The sequence below is a fragment of the Paenibacillus piscarius genome (genome assembly GCF_022234545.1).
GTDB lineage: Bacteria > Bacillota > Bacilli > Paenibacillales > Paenibacillaceae > Paenibacillus_AQ > Paenibacillus_AQ piscarius.
This window is the reverse complement of sequence record NZ_JAIEUI010000014.1, coordinates 1-16,342: the sequence shown is the minus strand read 5'-3', so window position 1 is coordinate 16,342 and position 16,342 is coordinate 1. Positions and strand designations below refer to the sequence as shown.

At 55.7% G+C, this 16,342-nt stretch carries 11 protein-coding genes; 7 read left to right on the top strand and 4 right to left on the bottom strand.

From position 1 onward, the window contains the following. Positions 1-174: 174 nt before the first annotated feature. Complete coding sequence (locus tag K1558_RS20510; RefSeq protein ID WP_238653527.1) at positions 175-6,393, top strand: phosphodiester glycosidase family protein; 6,219 nt, start codon at positions 175-177, stop codon at positions 6,391-6,393. Positions 6,394-6,618: 225 nt separating this feature from the next. Here the strand turns inward: K1558_RS20510 and hemQ are convergent, their stop codons facing one another. Then, positions 6,619-7,377, bottom strand: a complete 759-nt coding sequence (gene hemQ, locus K1558_RS20505) for a hydrogen peroxide-dependent heme synthase (protein ID WP_238653526.1) — start codon at positions 7,375-7,377, stop codon at positions 6,619-6,621. A gap of 268 nt (positions 7,378-7,645) precedes the next feature. Between hemQ and K1558_RS20500 the strand changes: the two genes are divergently transcribed. The 3 genes from K1558_RS20500 (at position 7,646) to dnaI (ending at position 10,645) form a co-directional block, all read left to right on the top strand. Next, entirely contained in the window at positions 7,646-7,942 is a 297-nt protein-coding gene (locus K1558_RS20500; RefSeq protein WP_238653525.1) for a YuiB family protein, read from the top strand. 177 nt (positions 7,943-8,119) lie between these two features. Continuing rightward, entirely contained in the window at positions 8,120-9,667 is a 1,548-nt protein-coding gene (locus K1558_RS20495; protein WP_238653524.1) for a replication initiation and membrane attachment family protein, read from the top strand. 18 nt (positions 9,668-9,685) lie between these two features. Then, complete coding sequence (dnaI, locus tag K1558_RS20490) at positions 9,686-10,645, top strand: primosomal protein DnaI (protein ID WP_238653523.1); 960 nt, start codon at positions 9,686-9,688, stop codon at positions 10,643-10,645. 78 nt (positions 10,646-10,723) lie between these two features. On the opposite strand, the gene K1558_RS20485 is transcribed toward dnaI, so the two are convergent. From K1558_RS20485 to K1558_RS20475, 3 genes are all read right to left on the bottom strand, one after another. Continuing rightward, positions 10,724-12,100, bottom strand: a complete 1,377-nt coding sequence (locus K1558_RS20485) for a glycoside hydrolase family 43 protein (RefSeq protein ID WP_238653522.1) — start codon at positions 12,098-12,100, stop codon at positions 10,724-10,726. Positions 12,101-12,182: 82 nt separating this feature from the next. Then, the gene (locus tag K1558_RS20480) at positions 12,183-12,542 is read right to left on the bottom strand and encodes a hypothetical protein (protein ID WP_238653521.1); all 360 of its coding nucleotides are present in this window, start codon (positions 12,540-12,542) and stop codon (positions 12,183-12,185) included. 54 nt (positions 12,543-12,596) lie between these two features. Then, complete coding sequence (locus K1558_RS20475) at positions 12,597-12,752, bottom strand: YqzM family protein (RefSeq protein ID WP_238653520.1); 156 nt, start codon at positions 12,750-12,752, stop codon at positions 12,597-12,599. A gap of 171 nt (positions 12,753-12,923) precedes the next feature. Between K1558_RS20475 and K1558_RS20470 the strand changes: the two genes are divergently transcribed. The 3 genes from K1558_RS20470 to uvrC all read left to right on the top strand — a co-directional run bounded on the left by K1558_RS20470 (position 12,924) and on the right by uvrC (position 16,113). Beyond that, positions 12,924-13,409, top strand: coding sequence for a GNAT family N-acetyltransferase (locus K1558_RS20470; RefSeq protein ID WP_238653519.1), 486 nt, complete (start codon positions 12,924-12,926; stop codon positions 13,407-13,409). A gap of 209 nt (positions 13,410-13,618) precedes the next feature. Then, on the top strand, positions 13,619-13,936 hold the full coding sequence (gene trxA / locus K1558_RS20465) for a thioredoxin (protein ID WP_036701616.1): 318 nt from the start codon (positions 13,619-13,621) through the stop codon (positions 13,934-13,936). Positions 13,937-14,115: 179 nt separating this feature from the next. Next, positions 14,116-16,113, top strand: coding sequence for an excinuclease ABC subunit UvrC (gene uvrC, locus K1558_RS20460; protein WP_238653518.1), 1,998 nt, complete (start codon positions 14,116-14,118; stop codon positions 16,111-16,113). Positions 16,114-16,342: the final 229 nt, after the last annotated feature.

The window sequence follows — 16,342 nt, the reverse complement described above, 5'->3', positions numbered from 1 at the left end:
AAACGTAAGGTACAGCTGCCCGTATCGTTCACCCGTGAGAGTAAGTTTTTACGCCGCATTAACACTATTAGCAATTTTAGATAATCCTGCACTGATGTTCAGCAACTACACTAATCCCTGTGTTCTATGCTCCAAATTCAGACAAAATGTGACAACACTGGGAGGGTAAAAGAAGTGCGAAGGCATCAGCGATGGATTCATCAGATTATTATTGCTCTGCTGTTATTATCTATGTTTCAGCCAGCGTTTCAGGCGAATGCTGCATTTGTGGAAGGGCCGGCCGGGGAATACGGCATGGTTATTGACAGGCGGCAAGCCGAGCTTGGGCCTGGAGCGGTCTATACCTGGACCGAGCTTAAGGATGCGCGCGGCCAGCAGCAAATGCACAGCGTGGAGTTCAATCCGAAGCAATCGGGTCTGGCTCTGCGGGCAGGCACGAAGAACGGCAAAGTATACGGAATGCAGGGTGTGACCGGTATGGCCGCTTATGCCGATGCTCCCGGAAACCGGGTCATTGCCGGGATTAACGGTGACTTCTACGATATCTCCGGGTATGCAACCGGAATTCCGAATGGCCTGTTCATGGATGAAGGCGTTATCCTGAACAGCGGGAGCTCTTATGCCTTCGGCTTGAAGGCAGACGGCACCACAGTATACGGAACTCCGAAGCTGTCCATGTCCGTGACGATTAACGGAACCGTTACCCCGCTTAACAGTATTAACCGCTACCGCAATGCGGATCAGCTTGTACTATATACGAAGGATTACAATACCTCTACCAAAACAACGCCTGACGGCGATGAGGTGGTGCTGGATATCGTAGGCGGAGAGGTGAAGAGTGGACAGACCCTCAAGCTGAAGGTTGCTGAGGTCCGCAGCAGCCAGGGCGACGCTGCGCTTGCCGCTGGCAAGGTTGTCCTGTCGGCCAACGGTGCGGCCCGCCAGGTGCTGAAGGGGCTGGCTCCCGGAGATGAGCTTACGGCTGATATCGCCCTGCAGGGGGAATGGAGGGACGTAACCCTGGCGATTGGCGGTCAGGGGCCGTTAATTAAAGACGGAGTAGTTCAGACCAATGTCGGACCGGCAGGAGTGCACCCCCGTACCGCCATCGGGACCAAAGCGGATGGCAGCATTGTGCTGTTTGAGATTGACGGACGTTCACCGGGGATCAGCGAGGGAGTGGAGACGGATGAGCTGGCCCGGCTGCTCAAGGATCTTGGTGTCGTAACTGCCATGAACCTGGACGGCGGCGGTTCCTCCACCTTCGTAGCCAGAATGCCGGGAACTTCTGGAGTCAAGATGATGAATCACGGCTCAGACGGCTTTGAACGGCAGACCGGCAACGGACTGCTGCTCGTGAATACCGCTCCAGAGCTTGCCGAGCCTGCCAAGCTGGCCGTAATGCCTAATGCAGAGCGGATTCTTCAGGGCTCAAGCTTTGCTTTTACCGCTGCGGGGGTAGACGGAAATGGCCATCCGGCCGCGTATCCGGGTGCACTGCAATGGCAGGTTGATTCCGCTCTTGGTACGGTTAATGATCAAGGGCTGTTTACAGCAGGGGCCACCGCAGGAAAAGGTACAGTTACCGCTATAGCGGGAAGTGTGCAGGGTGTTGGGGAAATTGAGGTGGTTGATACCCTGACAGAGCTGAGATTCCCGGATACGATCAAGACCTATACCTCCGGTCAGAAGGCCCTGTTGTCAGTGAAGGCGCTTCGCGGCGGGCAGGTGATTCAGGCGGATAACCACAGCTTCGAGTGGCGTGTGGAGGGTGAGATTGGTACGGTGGATGAGAATGGCTGGTTTCAGGCCAGCAGTGACAATGGCAAGAGCGGCAAGATTTACGTGAAATACGGCAGCGTAGAAGCCTCTTTTGAAGTCAATGTGGGACTGCCGCCGGTGATGCTGGAGGATTTCGAATCGGGCATCGGCAACTATATCGCCTCCAGCGCAGCGGCCAATAGCGTATCGCTGAAGGAGATTACGGATCAGGATTATATCCGCAGCGGTGAGCGGGCGCTGAAGCTGGAGTATGATTTTATCGGCCGAACAGGAACTTCAGGCGCTTATGTAGCCGCCTCCTCAACCGCGACCCGCATCCAGATTCCGGGGTACCCGGAGAAGCTCAGCATGTGGATCTACGGAGACGGCCAGAAGCACTGGCTGCGCGGGCAGATGCGCGACGGCAACAATGCGGCGGTTCCCTTGAATTACACAGAGCAGGGAGTCGGGGTGAACTGGACGGGCTGGAAGTATGTTGAGGTGGATGTACCCAAAGGCAAAGCGGCTCCGCTCAGTCTGGATATGCCTGTCCGGTATATGGAGACGAGCAATCTGAACAAGACCAGCGGAGCAATCTATGTCGATGATATCCGTGCTTTGTACGGCCCGCTGGAGGAAGATCATACGCCGCCGGTAATCATGAAGGAATATCCCGCTGCTAATGAAATGGTTACGACAGCCACGCCTACACTATCCGCAACCGGCGAGGATGCCGGATACGACCCGGTAACCCATCCGGGAACGACGCTGATTGATGCGGATAAGGTGCGGCTGTATGTAGATGACCAGCTTGTGGAGCATGGCTTCTATCCGCCGAAGGGACAAATTACGTATAAACCCAAGCTTCCTCTGGCGGAGGGCCGCCATAAGGTGAAGCTGGCAATTCGTGACCTTAGCGGCAACCAGACCATTAAGGAATGGTATTTCACTGTAAACCTGGGCTCCCCGTTCTATAAATATGCTACGTCTGAGGTTGTCTACCCGGGGAACACGTACACCGTGGACTTGTCGGCAGAGAAGGCGGCTAAGCTGAAGGAGGGGGCAGTTGCCTTTGCTTTTGACCCGGCAGCCGTCCGTGATCTGAAGGTAACACCAGGCGGGAAGCTGACAGAGGGGCAGCTGGAATCCTCGGTTGACCAAGACAAGGGAACGGTGCAGCTGACGCTGAGAAATATGAATGAAGCAGAGCTGGCAGACAGTGATTTAATTGCCCGGATCGCATACACTGTCCGCAATGATTATCTTGGACCGTATACCCTGGAACAGCTTGAAGGGCAGATTTCGAAGCCTCTGATGATTGAGAATACAGCCGGAAGCGTCATTTCAACAGAGGGCAGCGGCCAGGCTGTCAGCTTCATCGGTGCACCGCTGGAGAGTAAGGTGGAGCCGCAGCTGAAGCTGACCTGGGATCATTACCGCATTGCCAAAGGGCTGGAGGCCTCCTTCTCCATAACGGAGATACAGAACGGGACAGCGCTGGCTGGAGCGAAGCTGCTGATCGGCGGCGTGGAGGCGCAAGAGGTGTCAGGTGCAGATGGCGTGCTGTCCACGATGTCCGCAACGGCAGCGGAAGGAAGCTTCACACTGCAGGCGGTAAAGGACGGTGCTTACAGCCCGGTCATGCTCTTCAAGGTCGCGCCTTACAACGGCACGGCGGTGCCGCGCAATGTCAATGTGACGATGGGAGAAGCTGCCGATACCAGCCGCCGCTTCACGTGGCAGACGGAGCCGCTAACTACCGGTTCGGTGGTAGAGGTAGTGAAGCAGGCGGATTTCACCGGCTTCGATGGCTTCGGCAGCGGTGAGGTGCAGCGTTTTACAGGGACAAGTGAAATCTACAACACCAATAACGATGGAACAATGCGCGTCCACAAAGCGGAGGCGGCAGGCCTTGTGCCGGGAACCGCTTATGTGTACCGCGTTGGTGATGGTGCGGGGAATGTAAGTGAGCAGGGGACTTTTGTAACCAGCGGCGGTGACCGTGAGGCGACCAAGCTGCTGTTCATCGGGGATTCCCAGGCGGATTCCCAGAAGGGATTTGAGTTGTGGAAGAATACCGTGCAGAGGGCCTTCGAATTCATGCCGGACGCGGAAATGCTCGTGCATGCCGGAGATATGGTCGACAAAGGCTTTGAGCAGGAGCAGTGGAACTGGTGGTTTGAGGCGGCGCAGGAGCAGCTCATGAATACCTCGCTGGTTCCAATCATCGGCAACCATGAGGTGATGGGCACGAATGGAGCAGGGGACTATCTGGCCCAGTTCAATAATCCGCAGAACGGAGCCGCCGGGGCCCGCGGGACCAGCTTCTCGTTCGACATTAAGGATACCCACTTCGTGGTGCTGGATTCAGAGCAGGGAGAGGCAGGCTATATGGAGCAGGCGAAGTGGCTGGATGAGGATCTGGCGGCCACAGACAAGAAATGGAAGGTGCTGTTCTTCCATCAGGGGCCATATGGCAGCATCTATGCGAATGAACGGGCGCAGAAGCTCTGGGTACCGGTATTCGACAAGCATAAGGTGGATCTGGTGATGAACGGGCATGACCACATCTACATGCGCTCCTATGCGATGAACGGAGGTAAGCAGGCTGCTGACGGCCAAGGGACACGTTATGTGATCGGCGGTTCCTCGGGACCGAAGTTCTATGCCCTCACGGAGCGGGCCTGGCAGGAAAAAATATTTGACGAGGATGAGCAGATCTATACTGGCGTTGTCATCGGAAACGATGGGATTACCGTTACGGCCAGAACCGTGGACGGGCAGGAGATTGACCGGCTGGTGATCGGCAAAGCAGAAGAGGTGGAGGATGTTATCACCTCCATTATGCTTCAAGGCCAGCCTCAATTGCAGGTTGGAGCCAGCGACCAGACGGTTACAAGGGCCGTATATGCTTCGGGTGCGCAGGTGATTTTAACCGAGGGGTTAGAATACGCCAGCAGTAATCACGCGGTGGCAACGGTGGATGCTCAGGGACAGGTGGACGCCCTTGCGCAAGGATCGACCGTCATATCGGTCACGTATGGGGATTTATCCTCTACGTATAACCTGACCGTAATGGAAACGGAGGTGCCGCTGATTACCGCCATCCAGCTCGACGCCCCGGACACACTGGAGCAAGGGGAGACAGGGACGGCTGTCGTCCAGGCTGTATACAGCGATGGCAGTGTTGTGAGGCTGAACGAAGGAGTAGCGTTCAGCACCTCCAATACTAAGGTTGCTGACATCACTGCGGGCGGAGAGATCCGCGCGGTCGGACGCGGGGAGGCTATTCTCCGGGCAGCGTATTCCGGCTGGACAGCTGATCATAAGCTGACCGTGAACGGGGCAGAGGAGGAGCCGCAACCAGAGCCGCAACCAGAGCCGTCACCAGTTCCGACTCCAGCTCCTACGCCGGTTCCAACACCGGCTCCGACAACCATACCGGGTCCGGGAACCGGATCAGCACCGTCACCAGTGCCTTCGAAGACACCGGCGGCATCGGCTGCACCGGGAACAGGTACTGTAACTGTTACTGCCAGCCAGCTATCGGGCGGGCGGAATGCGCAGGGTGAGGCAGAGATTGAAGCCGGACAGGCATGGAAGGAGCTGTTGCTGCCGGGGAATGCTGCTGAACTGCTTGGCGGCGCCCCGGTTCGGATTCAGTCAAATGGCTTGTCGGTGCTGCTGCCGGCGGGTGTGCTGGCTGAGCTGGCCAGCCGGGTACCTGCCGGAGCTGCCTCAGATAGCCTGATCTCGCTGTCCGCAGAGACAGTCAGCAGCGGGCGGTCTTCAGCCTTGCTTGCAACGGCCGCACGAAAGTACGGAGTGCAGCTTGAAGCCGCCAGCGGGGTCAGGGACTGGCAGCTGAAGATCACGACCAGACAGGGCGAAGTGTTCAGCCTGCCGCAATTCAAGCAGCCAATCACACTGATCTACAGCGGAATTCCGCAGGACCCTAAGACTTTGACGGGAGTCTACTATATCGGCGACAACGGTATCTTAGAGTATGCTGGGGAGGCCAAGGCTGACGGCACATACCGTGCCGAAATCACTCATTTCAGCGCTTACGCAGTACTCCGGTATGACAAGAGCTTCAGCGACCTGCCGGAAGGACACTGGGCAGGCAACGCTGTGAAGCAGCTTGCAGCCAGACAGCTGGTCGAAGGCGTCTCCCTGGACCGCTTTGAACCGAAGCGGGCGGTGACCCGGGCAGAATTCACTGCCATGCTGGTCCGTGCTCTTGGCATTACAGAGCAAGGCGGTACGGCCTTTGCCGATGTCCAAGCGGACAAATGGTACGCCGGGGCAGTGTCTGCGGCTAAGCAGGCAGGCCTTGTGAACGGGCTGGCAGCGGGTAACTTCGGCCCGGATCAGGCGGTGACCCGCCAGGAGATGGCAGCCATGCTGGTGCGTGCCTATGCCTATGCAGCGGGAACGCCAAGCAACGCTGCTGCTACAGCAGGCTTCCCCGACACGCAGGACGCCCCTGAGTGGGCGAAGACAGCCATCGGACAGGCCGTGCAGCTTAAGCTCCTGCAAGGCCAGGCGTCCGGACGCTTTGCGCCGGAGCAGAGCGGTACGCGTGCGGAGAGTGCACAGATGCTGCTGAACCTGCTCCGTCTTACAGAATAGAATGACTTGAGACAATAAGGGGCTGTCCCAAAAGTGACAGCCCCTTATTGTGGGGACGAAAAACAGCATACATTTGCTGATGCGCAGGTAATATCATCGATGGGAACAACGATAACGAGCTATCCCAGGCAGCCGTTTCATGGCTTCTGAGACATGAAGAGACCGCAGCGCTCACGCTGCGGTCTCTTTGGATAGTCGGAGCCATGTCCCCGTGATTACAAGCTGTTACAGCTTCAGCATCTCCTCGAACGATTCCTCAGTCAGCAGGTTGCCGACATAGAAGGGGCCGAATTCGCCGTAGCGGGCACTGACTTCATCGAAGCGCATCTCATAGACGAGCTTCTTGAACTGCAGCGCATCCTCGGCGAACAGGGTCACGCCCCACTCCCAGTCATCGAACCCGACGGAGCCGGTAATGATCTGCTTCACCTTGCCGGTGTAGCTGCGGCCGATCAGGCCGTGCGAATACATCAGCTCCCGGCGCTTCTCCATATCGAGCATGTACCAGTTGTCGGCAAGCTCGCGCTTCTTGTTCATCGGATAGAAGCAGATATGCTTCGACTGCGGCAGCACAGGCTTCAGCCGGGCAGCCACATGCGGGTTCTGCATCGGATCGCTGCCGTCTCCGCCGCTTCCTCCTGCCGCATAGTTGCTGAGCTCCACAATGCTTACATAGGAATAAGCCTTCGTAGTATATTGGGCAAAGGCTATCTTGTTAAAAGCGGTCTCCAGCGCATTCAGCGCCTCCAGGCTCTCGCGCAGAAACATCATTACGAAATCAGCCTTCTGGCCGACGATGGAATAGACGGCGGTGCTGCCTTCCTTCGCTTCCTCGACAGGTCCCCATTCCTGCATGAACGCATGAAGCTCTTCCAGGGCTACTGCGCGTTCCTCGTCATCGGCTGCGGTCCAGGCTGTCCAGTCCAGCGAGCGGAAATCATGCAGGGCGTACCAGCCCTCCAGGGTCAAAGCGGCTTCGTTCAAGTTGTTCACTCCTTATAGATTATCGGTGGTCTTCCTTCGCGTAAAATCTTCCCAGTCCGCATACCTTAAATATGTATCAACATAGGTCGGGTGCTATTTGCATTGTAGCGCAGCCGGCCGCAGAGAGCAAACGCTGCTGCCGCTGATTACGCTATTCCCGGCCTGCTGCATGATAATGTTCATTGCTTCGTTACATTTTTTCTAGTAAACTTAATATTAAATAATCTTTCGTGTGCGGTTCTTTATAGAGAGAGGGGATAGCGGTACGATGGGATTCATTCCGGTATTTGTGCTGGCCGTGTTATTCTTTGTCATGATGTTCGGCATTGGCTTCATCCTGAATATGTTAATGAAGACTACCTGGTTTCCCGCCTATCTGTTCGTGCTTGTTATTCTTCCGGTGGTGGTCTACTCCATCTGGGACCGCAGCGCCATGTCGCTGTGGGAGCATCTCTCGACCTTCCACATCGTCGATTATCTGACCGGCGTAGCGGGCCTGGCCGGAGCGGTGCTGAGCGGCTGGACCATTCAGAAGCTGCGGCTTGGCGGATACAAGATGTTCTGAATGATATCCTGCGGACCGCAAGGGTCAAGAAACGGCTGACTGCCTGCAATGTTTGGGGCGGGGCCGTTTTTTCTTCATTTTTGGACTTTTTTTTACATTTCCGGCCGGGTGTTTTGTGATAGAATAGAAATCTATATGAATTCGTATATGGTATAGCAAAGGGGGAGGTATCCGCAGATGCGTATGAGCAACCTGCATCATTTCACTGAACATCATCGGTACTGCGTATCCCGCGAATTCGGTCTAAGCCATGTGGATGAACGTATGCTCAGCTCGGTCTATCAGCCGATGGTCGGCGCGTTCGCCGTCAGCCTGTACCGGCTGCTGTCCGCGCATATTCCGGCGGAATCCATCGGTTACTCCGGTGTGGAGCAGCAGCGCCGGCTCTTCATGACCCTGGGCGTGGAGCCTAACGAGAAGGGGCGCAAATATTTAGTTGACCAGGCCTCCAGGCTGGAAGCGGTCGGTCTGCTTCAGACCAGCCGGATCTATGCCCCGGAGAACGATGATTATATGTATGAGTATGAACTGATGCCGCCGCTGTCGCCGGCTGATTTTTTTGCCACCCAGCATTTGACCCTGCTTCTCCGGGATAAGATCGGCAAGTTCGCCGTATTGTCGCTGCGCGAGCAGTTCTGGAGCCGGGAGCCGGAGGAATGGAGCAGCCGCTCCGTCGGCAAGGAGAATATCTCACTGCCCTTCTATGATATCTTCGAGCTGAATACCCATGTCATTGACTATGAGCTGGAGCAGGCGCTGGCCGAGGTGGCTTCTGTGCGCCAACCGGGCCTGGTCCCGGCCGCTGAACCAGGGATTGACTACAGTGATATTATTCTGCGCTTTCCGCGTGAATCGGTGAACCGTGCCCATGTGGAGAAGCTGCGTTACGACCATAATCAGATGGGTGTTATCAATTATGTAGCCCGCAAATATGAGCTGGGACCTCAGGATGTCTGCCGCCTGCTGGATGAGGACGACGTCTTCACCGCGGACGGGGAGGTTATTCTGGATACGCTTCAGTACAAGGCGAGCCAGCATTACCGTCAGGATCTGAAGCGCCAGGAGAAGCGGGACATCGCCGCTGCCAAGGTGGTCTCGCTGCGCGCTGCTGCCGAAGGCCATGATCTCTCTGCCGCACCGGTGGAGCAGGCGGTCGAGATGGAATATTATGTCGAGGTTCCGCCGCAATTCCTGTCCAAATGCGACATTCATCAATATAATATGATGCTGCGCAATGAGCCTTATACCCGGCTGCTGCAGACCTTTTTTCCCGGGGCAGTTCCGGGCCAGCTGATCGATATCTTCGAGAAGATCGATTTGAATTACAAGCTGAACGGCGAAGTAATCAACGTGCTGATTCACTACCTGATGACGATGGTGGCTTCCGGCGGCGAGCAGCGGATGAACCGCAACTTCGTGGAGGCGATTGCCTCCAACATGCTGGTGAAGCAGGTGAATACCTACGAGAAGGCCGTTCGCTATATCCGCGACCAGTCCAAGGTGAAGGGCAAGGGAGCAGCTCCCGCAGCCTCCGGCACAGGATCAGCAGGGAACCGCCAGCGTTCGTATAATAAGAGCGGCGGGCGTTCCGGCAAGGCGGAGATTCCGATTGTGCTCGATGACGGCAGCGCCGGAACGGTATCGGAGGAGGAGTTCGCGGCGATGATGAAGAAAGCGGCCGAGATTAAGGCCAGCAAGAAGAAGGGTGCTCTAAGAACGCCCTGAAGAAAGTGAGGTGCAGCGATGGAGTCAACGGGCGACGTGCTGCGTTCCATGAATAATCCCGCTCTGCGCCAGCGCTCCCGCGACCTGGAGCAGAAGCTGCTGAACCATCCGCTGGTCAAGCAGCTTCAGGCGGAGCACCCCGAGCTGGACGAGTCCCGGCTGCGGCTGCACTTAAGCCGTCTGTACCAGTATGTCGAGGAGGACAAGCATTGTAAGAACTGCCCCGGCCTGGCGAATTGTCCGAATGACTTCCAGGGGCATTACAGCAAGCTTACGGTCGAGACGGTGAACGGTGTGCCGGATCTGTATGAGCGTAAGACGCCGTGCGAGCTGAAGATCGCCCAGGATAACCAGGACAATATCCGCAAGCGGATCCGCAGCTTCTATGTAGACGAGCGGGTGCTGAACGGCGGTTATGATGAGATGGATATTATGGGCAAGGACCCCCGGCGGGCCTCGGCCGTGAATAAGATTTTTGACTATATTGCGGCTGTACGGGCAGAGGGGCTTACTTCCCAGGGGATCTATCTGCAGGGCAGCTTCGGGACCGGCAAAACCTTCCTGATGTGCTACCTGCTCCATGAGCTGGCGATCTCGGGATACAGCGGTGTGATTGTGTATATGCCGGATTTCATCGAGGAATTGAAGCTGATCATGATGGACAACCAGAAGCTCAAAGAGATGGTCGATACGCTGAAGAACTGCGATCTGCTGATCTTTGACGACATTGGTGCCGAGAACCTGAATCCCTGGGCCCGGGACCATGTGCTGGGAGCGATCCTGAACTACCGGATGAACCGCAAGCCCACCTTCTATACCTCGAATTATCCGCTGGACGGGCTGGAGAAGCATCTCAGCATCACCAGCAAGGACGGCGAGGAGGTCTACAAGGGCCAGCGGCTGATGGACCGGATTGCCCCGTTTGTAGAGGTGATTCCTCTGCATGGGGAGAACCAGCGCGGGAAGGCCAGAGGGTAAAAAATATAAAAAGGGGTCCCAGTCCATGTGATGGCTGGGGCCCCTTTGTGCTGAGCTGCTAGTTACAGTGAGCTGGGATTAGCTGGCGCTGAATTTCCACCAGTTGAGATTGAACAGATACCCGCTGCCGCCCGTGAATTTCAGGTAGAGGTCGTGAGTGCCGCTTGCTCCGCTGACCGGGCAGGTCTTGGTTGCCCAGGTCTGCCAGCCCCCGGTATTCTGGACCGCGCAGGTGCCGATCAAGGCTCCGGTGGGGCTGTCCAGCCGCAGCTCAATATTACCGCCGCTGCCTGCTGAAGCCACCCTTGCCTCAAAGGCGGAGGCTCCGGCTCCGAAGTTGACGTTTTTGATTTTGAGATAATCGCCGTTCTCGATATAGCCCACATTCAATCCGCCATCCGTATCTGTGGTGGTCTCAGTCTCCACCCCCGCTGCCCATGCGCTCGTCTCGGCCTGTGTTCTGACATAGGGATTAAGCGTCGCAACAGCCTGCGGACCGGCGGTGGTCATGTTGATGACCGGGAAGGTGCCGTCTGCGTTGTAGGTGAATTGTTCGACGGCGACCGAGCGGGTGAAGCCGCCGCCTCCGGGAAGTGCGCCATTGTGATAAAAGAAATAAGAGCGCCCCTTGAAATCAATGATACCCGGGTGATTCGTGAAGCTGCCGCCCTGCGTAGGCATAATAATTCCCCGGTATTTCCACGGGCCGGTCGGCGAAGAACTGGTAGAGTAAGCGATATTCTCGGGAATGCCGCTTGCCGCATAGACCATATAGTACAAGCTGCCGCGCTTGTAGAACCAGGGGCCTTCCTCATAGAGAGTCGGCCGGTCAGCGTTGCCGTTACGTACGCCGAAGCTCTCCGTGGTCATCGGAACCTGGATGATCCCGGTACTCTGGTTGTAGGAGATCATATCGGAATTCAGCTTCACATATTTCAGCGTCGGATTGCCCCAGTAGAGGTAAGCCTGGCCGTCACTGTCTATATAGACCGTGGGGTCGATGTCGCCCCAGCTGCTGGAGACCAGCGGCTTGCCGATGGCGTCCACGAACGGTCCGGTAGGGCTGTCAGAGACGGCGACGCCGATGGCGGGACGGCCGAGCGAGGTGCTTTTGGCGGTCACATAGAAGTAGAATTTGCCGTTGCGCTCGATTACCTGGCTGGCCCAGGCCTCGCCGCTCGACCATTTGAACGCCTTGTAAGACAGCGGCGATCCGTGATCCGTCCAGTTCACCATGTCCTTGGAGGAGTAGACCCTCCATTCATTCATCGTGTAGTAGGTCGAATTGTCCTCGTCATGTCCGGTGTACAGGTACACCGTGTCGTTGTACACCAGCGGAGCGGGGTCCGCCGTATAGATGGTCTGGACAACCGGGTTATCGGCGAACGACACCGGAGAATACAGTGCCGATGCCAATAAGCCTGCCAGGGCGATGCCTAGAAGCTTTTTCATCATTTTTGCCTCCTTATTGAATGATTGATAACGTTTTCAAATCAAGGTTATCATGGATGTGGAGGCTCAAAAATGGAATATTTTATTATAAAAGTATGATATTTTGTTTGACAGCTGATTTCACCGGACGCGGGTGGAATGTATGCGAAAAAGCGAACACATTGGGTGGTGCATCGGCGCGTGGGCGGGATGTAATCGGAAAACCGATCACAATGCGCCGCGTAAAGGCATGCGGGCCAAATGTAATCGGAAAACCGATTACAATGCGCCGCGTGAAGGCGAGCGGGCCAAATGTAATCGGAAAACCGATCACAATGCGCCGCGTAAAGGCGTGCGTGCCAAATGTAATCGGAAAACCGACCACAATGCGCCGCGTGAAGGCGTGCGGGCCAAATGTAATCGGAAAACCGATCACAATTGGGCGGGGCGTCGGGATTCTGTACACACAAAAAACCGCCAACCCGCCCGGAGAGGCGGTGCTGACGGATGTTCTGCCCGGCTATTCGGACAAGAACTTGATAATCACCATACCAAAAAAGACGACGGTCATAAATCCGGCCATTCCGAAGAATCCGGCCATCAGATCACCAAGATCGTTGCGGGGTTCCTCATTGACATGCTCCCGCGGGTCACGGACCTGCGCGTTGACATCCATCGCTTCTTCCTCCTTGCTGTTGCATGACTGCATAATGTGGGTTACAGTTATACATGTGAGAGAAGTCATTGACAATTAATGCGCTTTCCTCAAGTATACGAAGATGGCTGGAAGATGTAAAGATAAGATCCGCGTTTTAACCGTATGTCAGCAAACACAAAGGGTGATTCTATGCTGCACATAAAACCTGCGGAGCCGCAGGATTATGATTTTTTGCTGGAGATGCATTATGAGTCTATTCATATCGCTGAAGGAAAGCCGCCCAGAGATGAGCTGCTGAATTCCCCTGCGATCCGGAAGTATAATGAGAATTGGGGACGGCCCGGCGACCGTGCGCTAATCGCGCTCATCGGCAATATCCCCGCAGGTGCTGCCTGGTACCGGTTATTCGATGAGACAAACCAGGGATACGGTTTCGTGGATGCGCAGACGCCCGAGCTAGGGATCGCGATCCGGCCAGACTTCAGACATCAGGGTGTAGGCGTTAGGCTGATGAAGGAAATTATCGACCAAGCAAGATCGGATGGTCACTCTGCTCTCTCTTTAAGCGTAGATCCGGATAATCAGGGGGCCGTCAAGTTATACGAGAAGCTTGGGTTTCAGTTTTACGGGATTGCTGGAACCTCCTGGACAATGAAACTAGATATTTCAAATTAATTTTATACAATATAATTTACCGAAACACATTACAAATGTATAGTAATTGTGTTATACTGTTCCTGTAACTGGTTATCATATTACATGAAGCATTTTACCCTGCTATACTTCTCGGAGTAATTTCTGCAGGCTTGGCTCAGGCTATAGGAGCAGAAGTGATTTCGTACAACTTAAGCGGATGCTCACAACTTTTAAGGAGGAACAATATCATGGCTATCGTGAATGTGTCGGACCAGTCCTTCGTGAATGAAGTGGAAGGTCAAGGTACTGTTGTTGTAGATTTCTGGGCACCTTGGTGTGGCCCTTGCAAGATGCTTGCCCCTATTCTGGAGGAACTGTCCACCGAGCTGGGTGACGATGTGAAGATTGCGAAGCTGAATGTCGATGAGAACCCTGAGACGGCTTCCCGTTTCGGTGTGATGAGTATTCCTACATTGATCTTCTTCAAGGACGGCCAGCCGGTTGATAAGGTTGTCGGTCTGAATTCCAAGGATTCCCTTAAGAATATCGTTGCTAAGCATCAATAATTGATTATAATCTGCTGTTGCCGGGGCCTTGCGGCCCCCTCACACAAAGCGCCTTCGGATGTCCGGAGGCGCTTTGTGTGTCCAATGGAAACGGATGTTCTATATTTAAGCTTGAATCCTTAGTGCATTCTATTCTAAACTTACCTTATAACACTGTAGTAACAGGTGGGGGAGAACTTATGGATTATATGGATAATATCCGCAACAAGCTTGCGCTGCTGCCCGATCTGCCCGGCTGCTATCTGATGAAGAATCAGGAGGGGACGATCATCTATGTCGGTAAGGCTAAGGTGCTGAAGAACCGTGTCCGCTCTTATTTTACAGGCAGCCATAACGGGAAGACGCAGCGGCTCGTCGCGAGCATTGTGGATTTCGAATATATCGTCACTTCAAGCAACATGGAGGCGCTCATTCTGGAGTGCAACCTGATCAAGAAGCATATGCCGCGTTACAACGTCCTGCTGAAGGATGACAAGACCTTCCCGTATCTCAAAATCACCAATGAAGCCCATCCGCGCCTCGAAGTCACCCGCAGGGTGCTGAAGGATAAAGCGAAGTATTTCGGTCCGTACCCGAACAGCTACGCCGCCCAGCAGACCAAGAAGCTGCTCGACCGGATGTATCCGCTGCGCAAATGCGGGGTGATGCCGAAGGAAGTCTGCCTATACTACCATATGGGCCAGTGCCTCGCGCCGTGCGAGAAGGAAGTTCCGAAGTCTGCTTACGAAGAGATTATCCAGAACATCTCCTCGTTCCTCGGCGGAGGGCATGATGCGGTGAAAAAGGATCTGCAGAAGAAGATGCAGGAGGCCGCGGAGGAGCTGTATTTCGAGCGGGCCAAGGAGCTGCGCGACCAGATTCAGCATATTGATGCCGTGATGGAGAAGCAGAAGATCAATACTGCGGATACCAAGGACCGCGATGTCTTCGGCTATGCGGTGGACAAGGGCTGGATGTGTGTGCAGATTCTGTACATGCGGCAGGGGAAAATGATTCAACGCCACTCATCGGCTTTTCCGTTCTACGGAGAGGCGTACAGTGACTTCATGTCTTATGTCACTCAGTATTACAGCGATAATCCGGCCTTGCCGCAGGAGATCCTGCTGCCGGATATGGCAAGCGCCGGAATGCTTCCGCCGGAAGCAGGCAGCTCTTCCGGCCAGGGAAGCAGTGTGCCTGCCACCGGTGTCATGCCGAGCGGCCAGGCGCTGATGGCGGCCTTGGGTGCGGAGGATGAGTCCGAGGCCGCCGAGCCGGAAGGCGGAGCAGCAGAGGCTCAGCAGGAGCAGGAGGCGGCGGCTGAGGGAACCGTGGATGCGGCCGGAGGGGCAGCGGCCCTGCAGGAATGGCTGGGCATCAAGGTCCATGTGCCGCAGCGCGGGCTGAAGAAGCAGATGGTCGGGATGGCCTGCCAGAACAGCCGGGTGGCGCTGGATGAGAAGTTCCGCCTGATTGAGCGGGATGAGGAGCGGACCTCCGGGGCGGCCAGCAGCCTGGGGCAGAGCCTCGGGCTGGAATCGCTGAACCGGATCGAAGCGTTCGATAACTCGAACATTCAGGGGGCGAATCCGGTCTCGGCGATGGTTGTTTTCATCGACGGCAAGCCGGCCCGCAAGGAATACCGCAAATACAAGGTACGTACCGTTCAGGGCCCGGATGATTATGAGACGATGCGCGAGGTCATCCGCCGGCGGTATGAACGGGTGCTGAAGGAGAATCTGCCGCAGCCGGACTTGATCGTTGTGGACGGAGGCAAGGGGCAGATTTCGTCTGCGATCGATATTTTGCAGAATGAGCTGGGGCTGTACATCCCCGTCTGCGGTCTGGTGAAGGATGACAAGCACAGAACGGCCCACCTGCTGGTGGGTGACTCCGCCGAGCCGGTTCCGCTCGCCCGGGACAGCCAGGAGTTCTACCTTCTGCAGCGGATTCAGGATGAGGTGCACCGCTTCGCGATCACCTTCCACCGGGAGCAGCGCGGCAAGTCGATGGTCACCTCGAAGCTGGATTCGATTCCGGGTATCGGAGACAAGCGCCGGAAGCTGCTGCTGAAGCATTTCGGGTCGCTGAAGAAGATCAAGGAAGCCTCGATTGAGGATTTCAAGGTGCTGTCCATCGGCGAGAAGCTGGCCGGTCAGATTCTGGAGGCGCTGAAGGACGAGGAGCCGTCATTATAAATAGGCTTGAACGGTAGCGGAAGCCGGTCCTGTGTGGGCCGGCTTTTTTGGGGTTTGGTTAGGAATGGATGGTAACGTCAGGAAGGCAGGCCAAGGGGGGCCGTGGAGGAATGTATGCGTATTAAACCGAACACAATGGGAGTTGCGGGGGCGCGTGGACCAAAATGTAATCGAAAAACCGACTACATTGGCCATGACGGAGGCACGCGGACCAAATGTAATCGAAAAA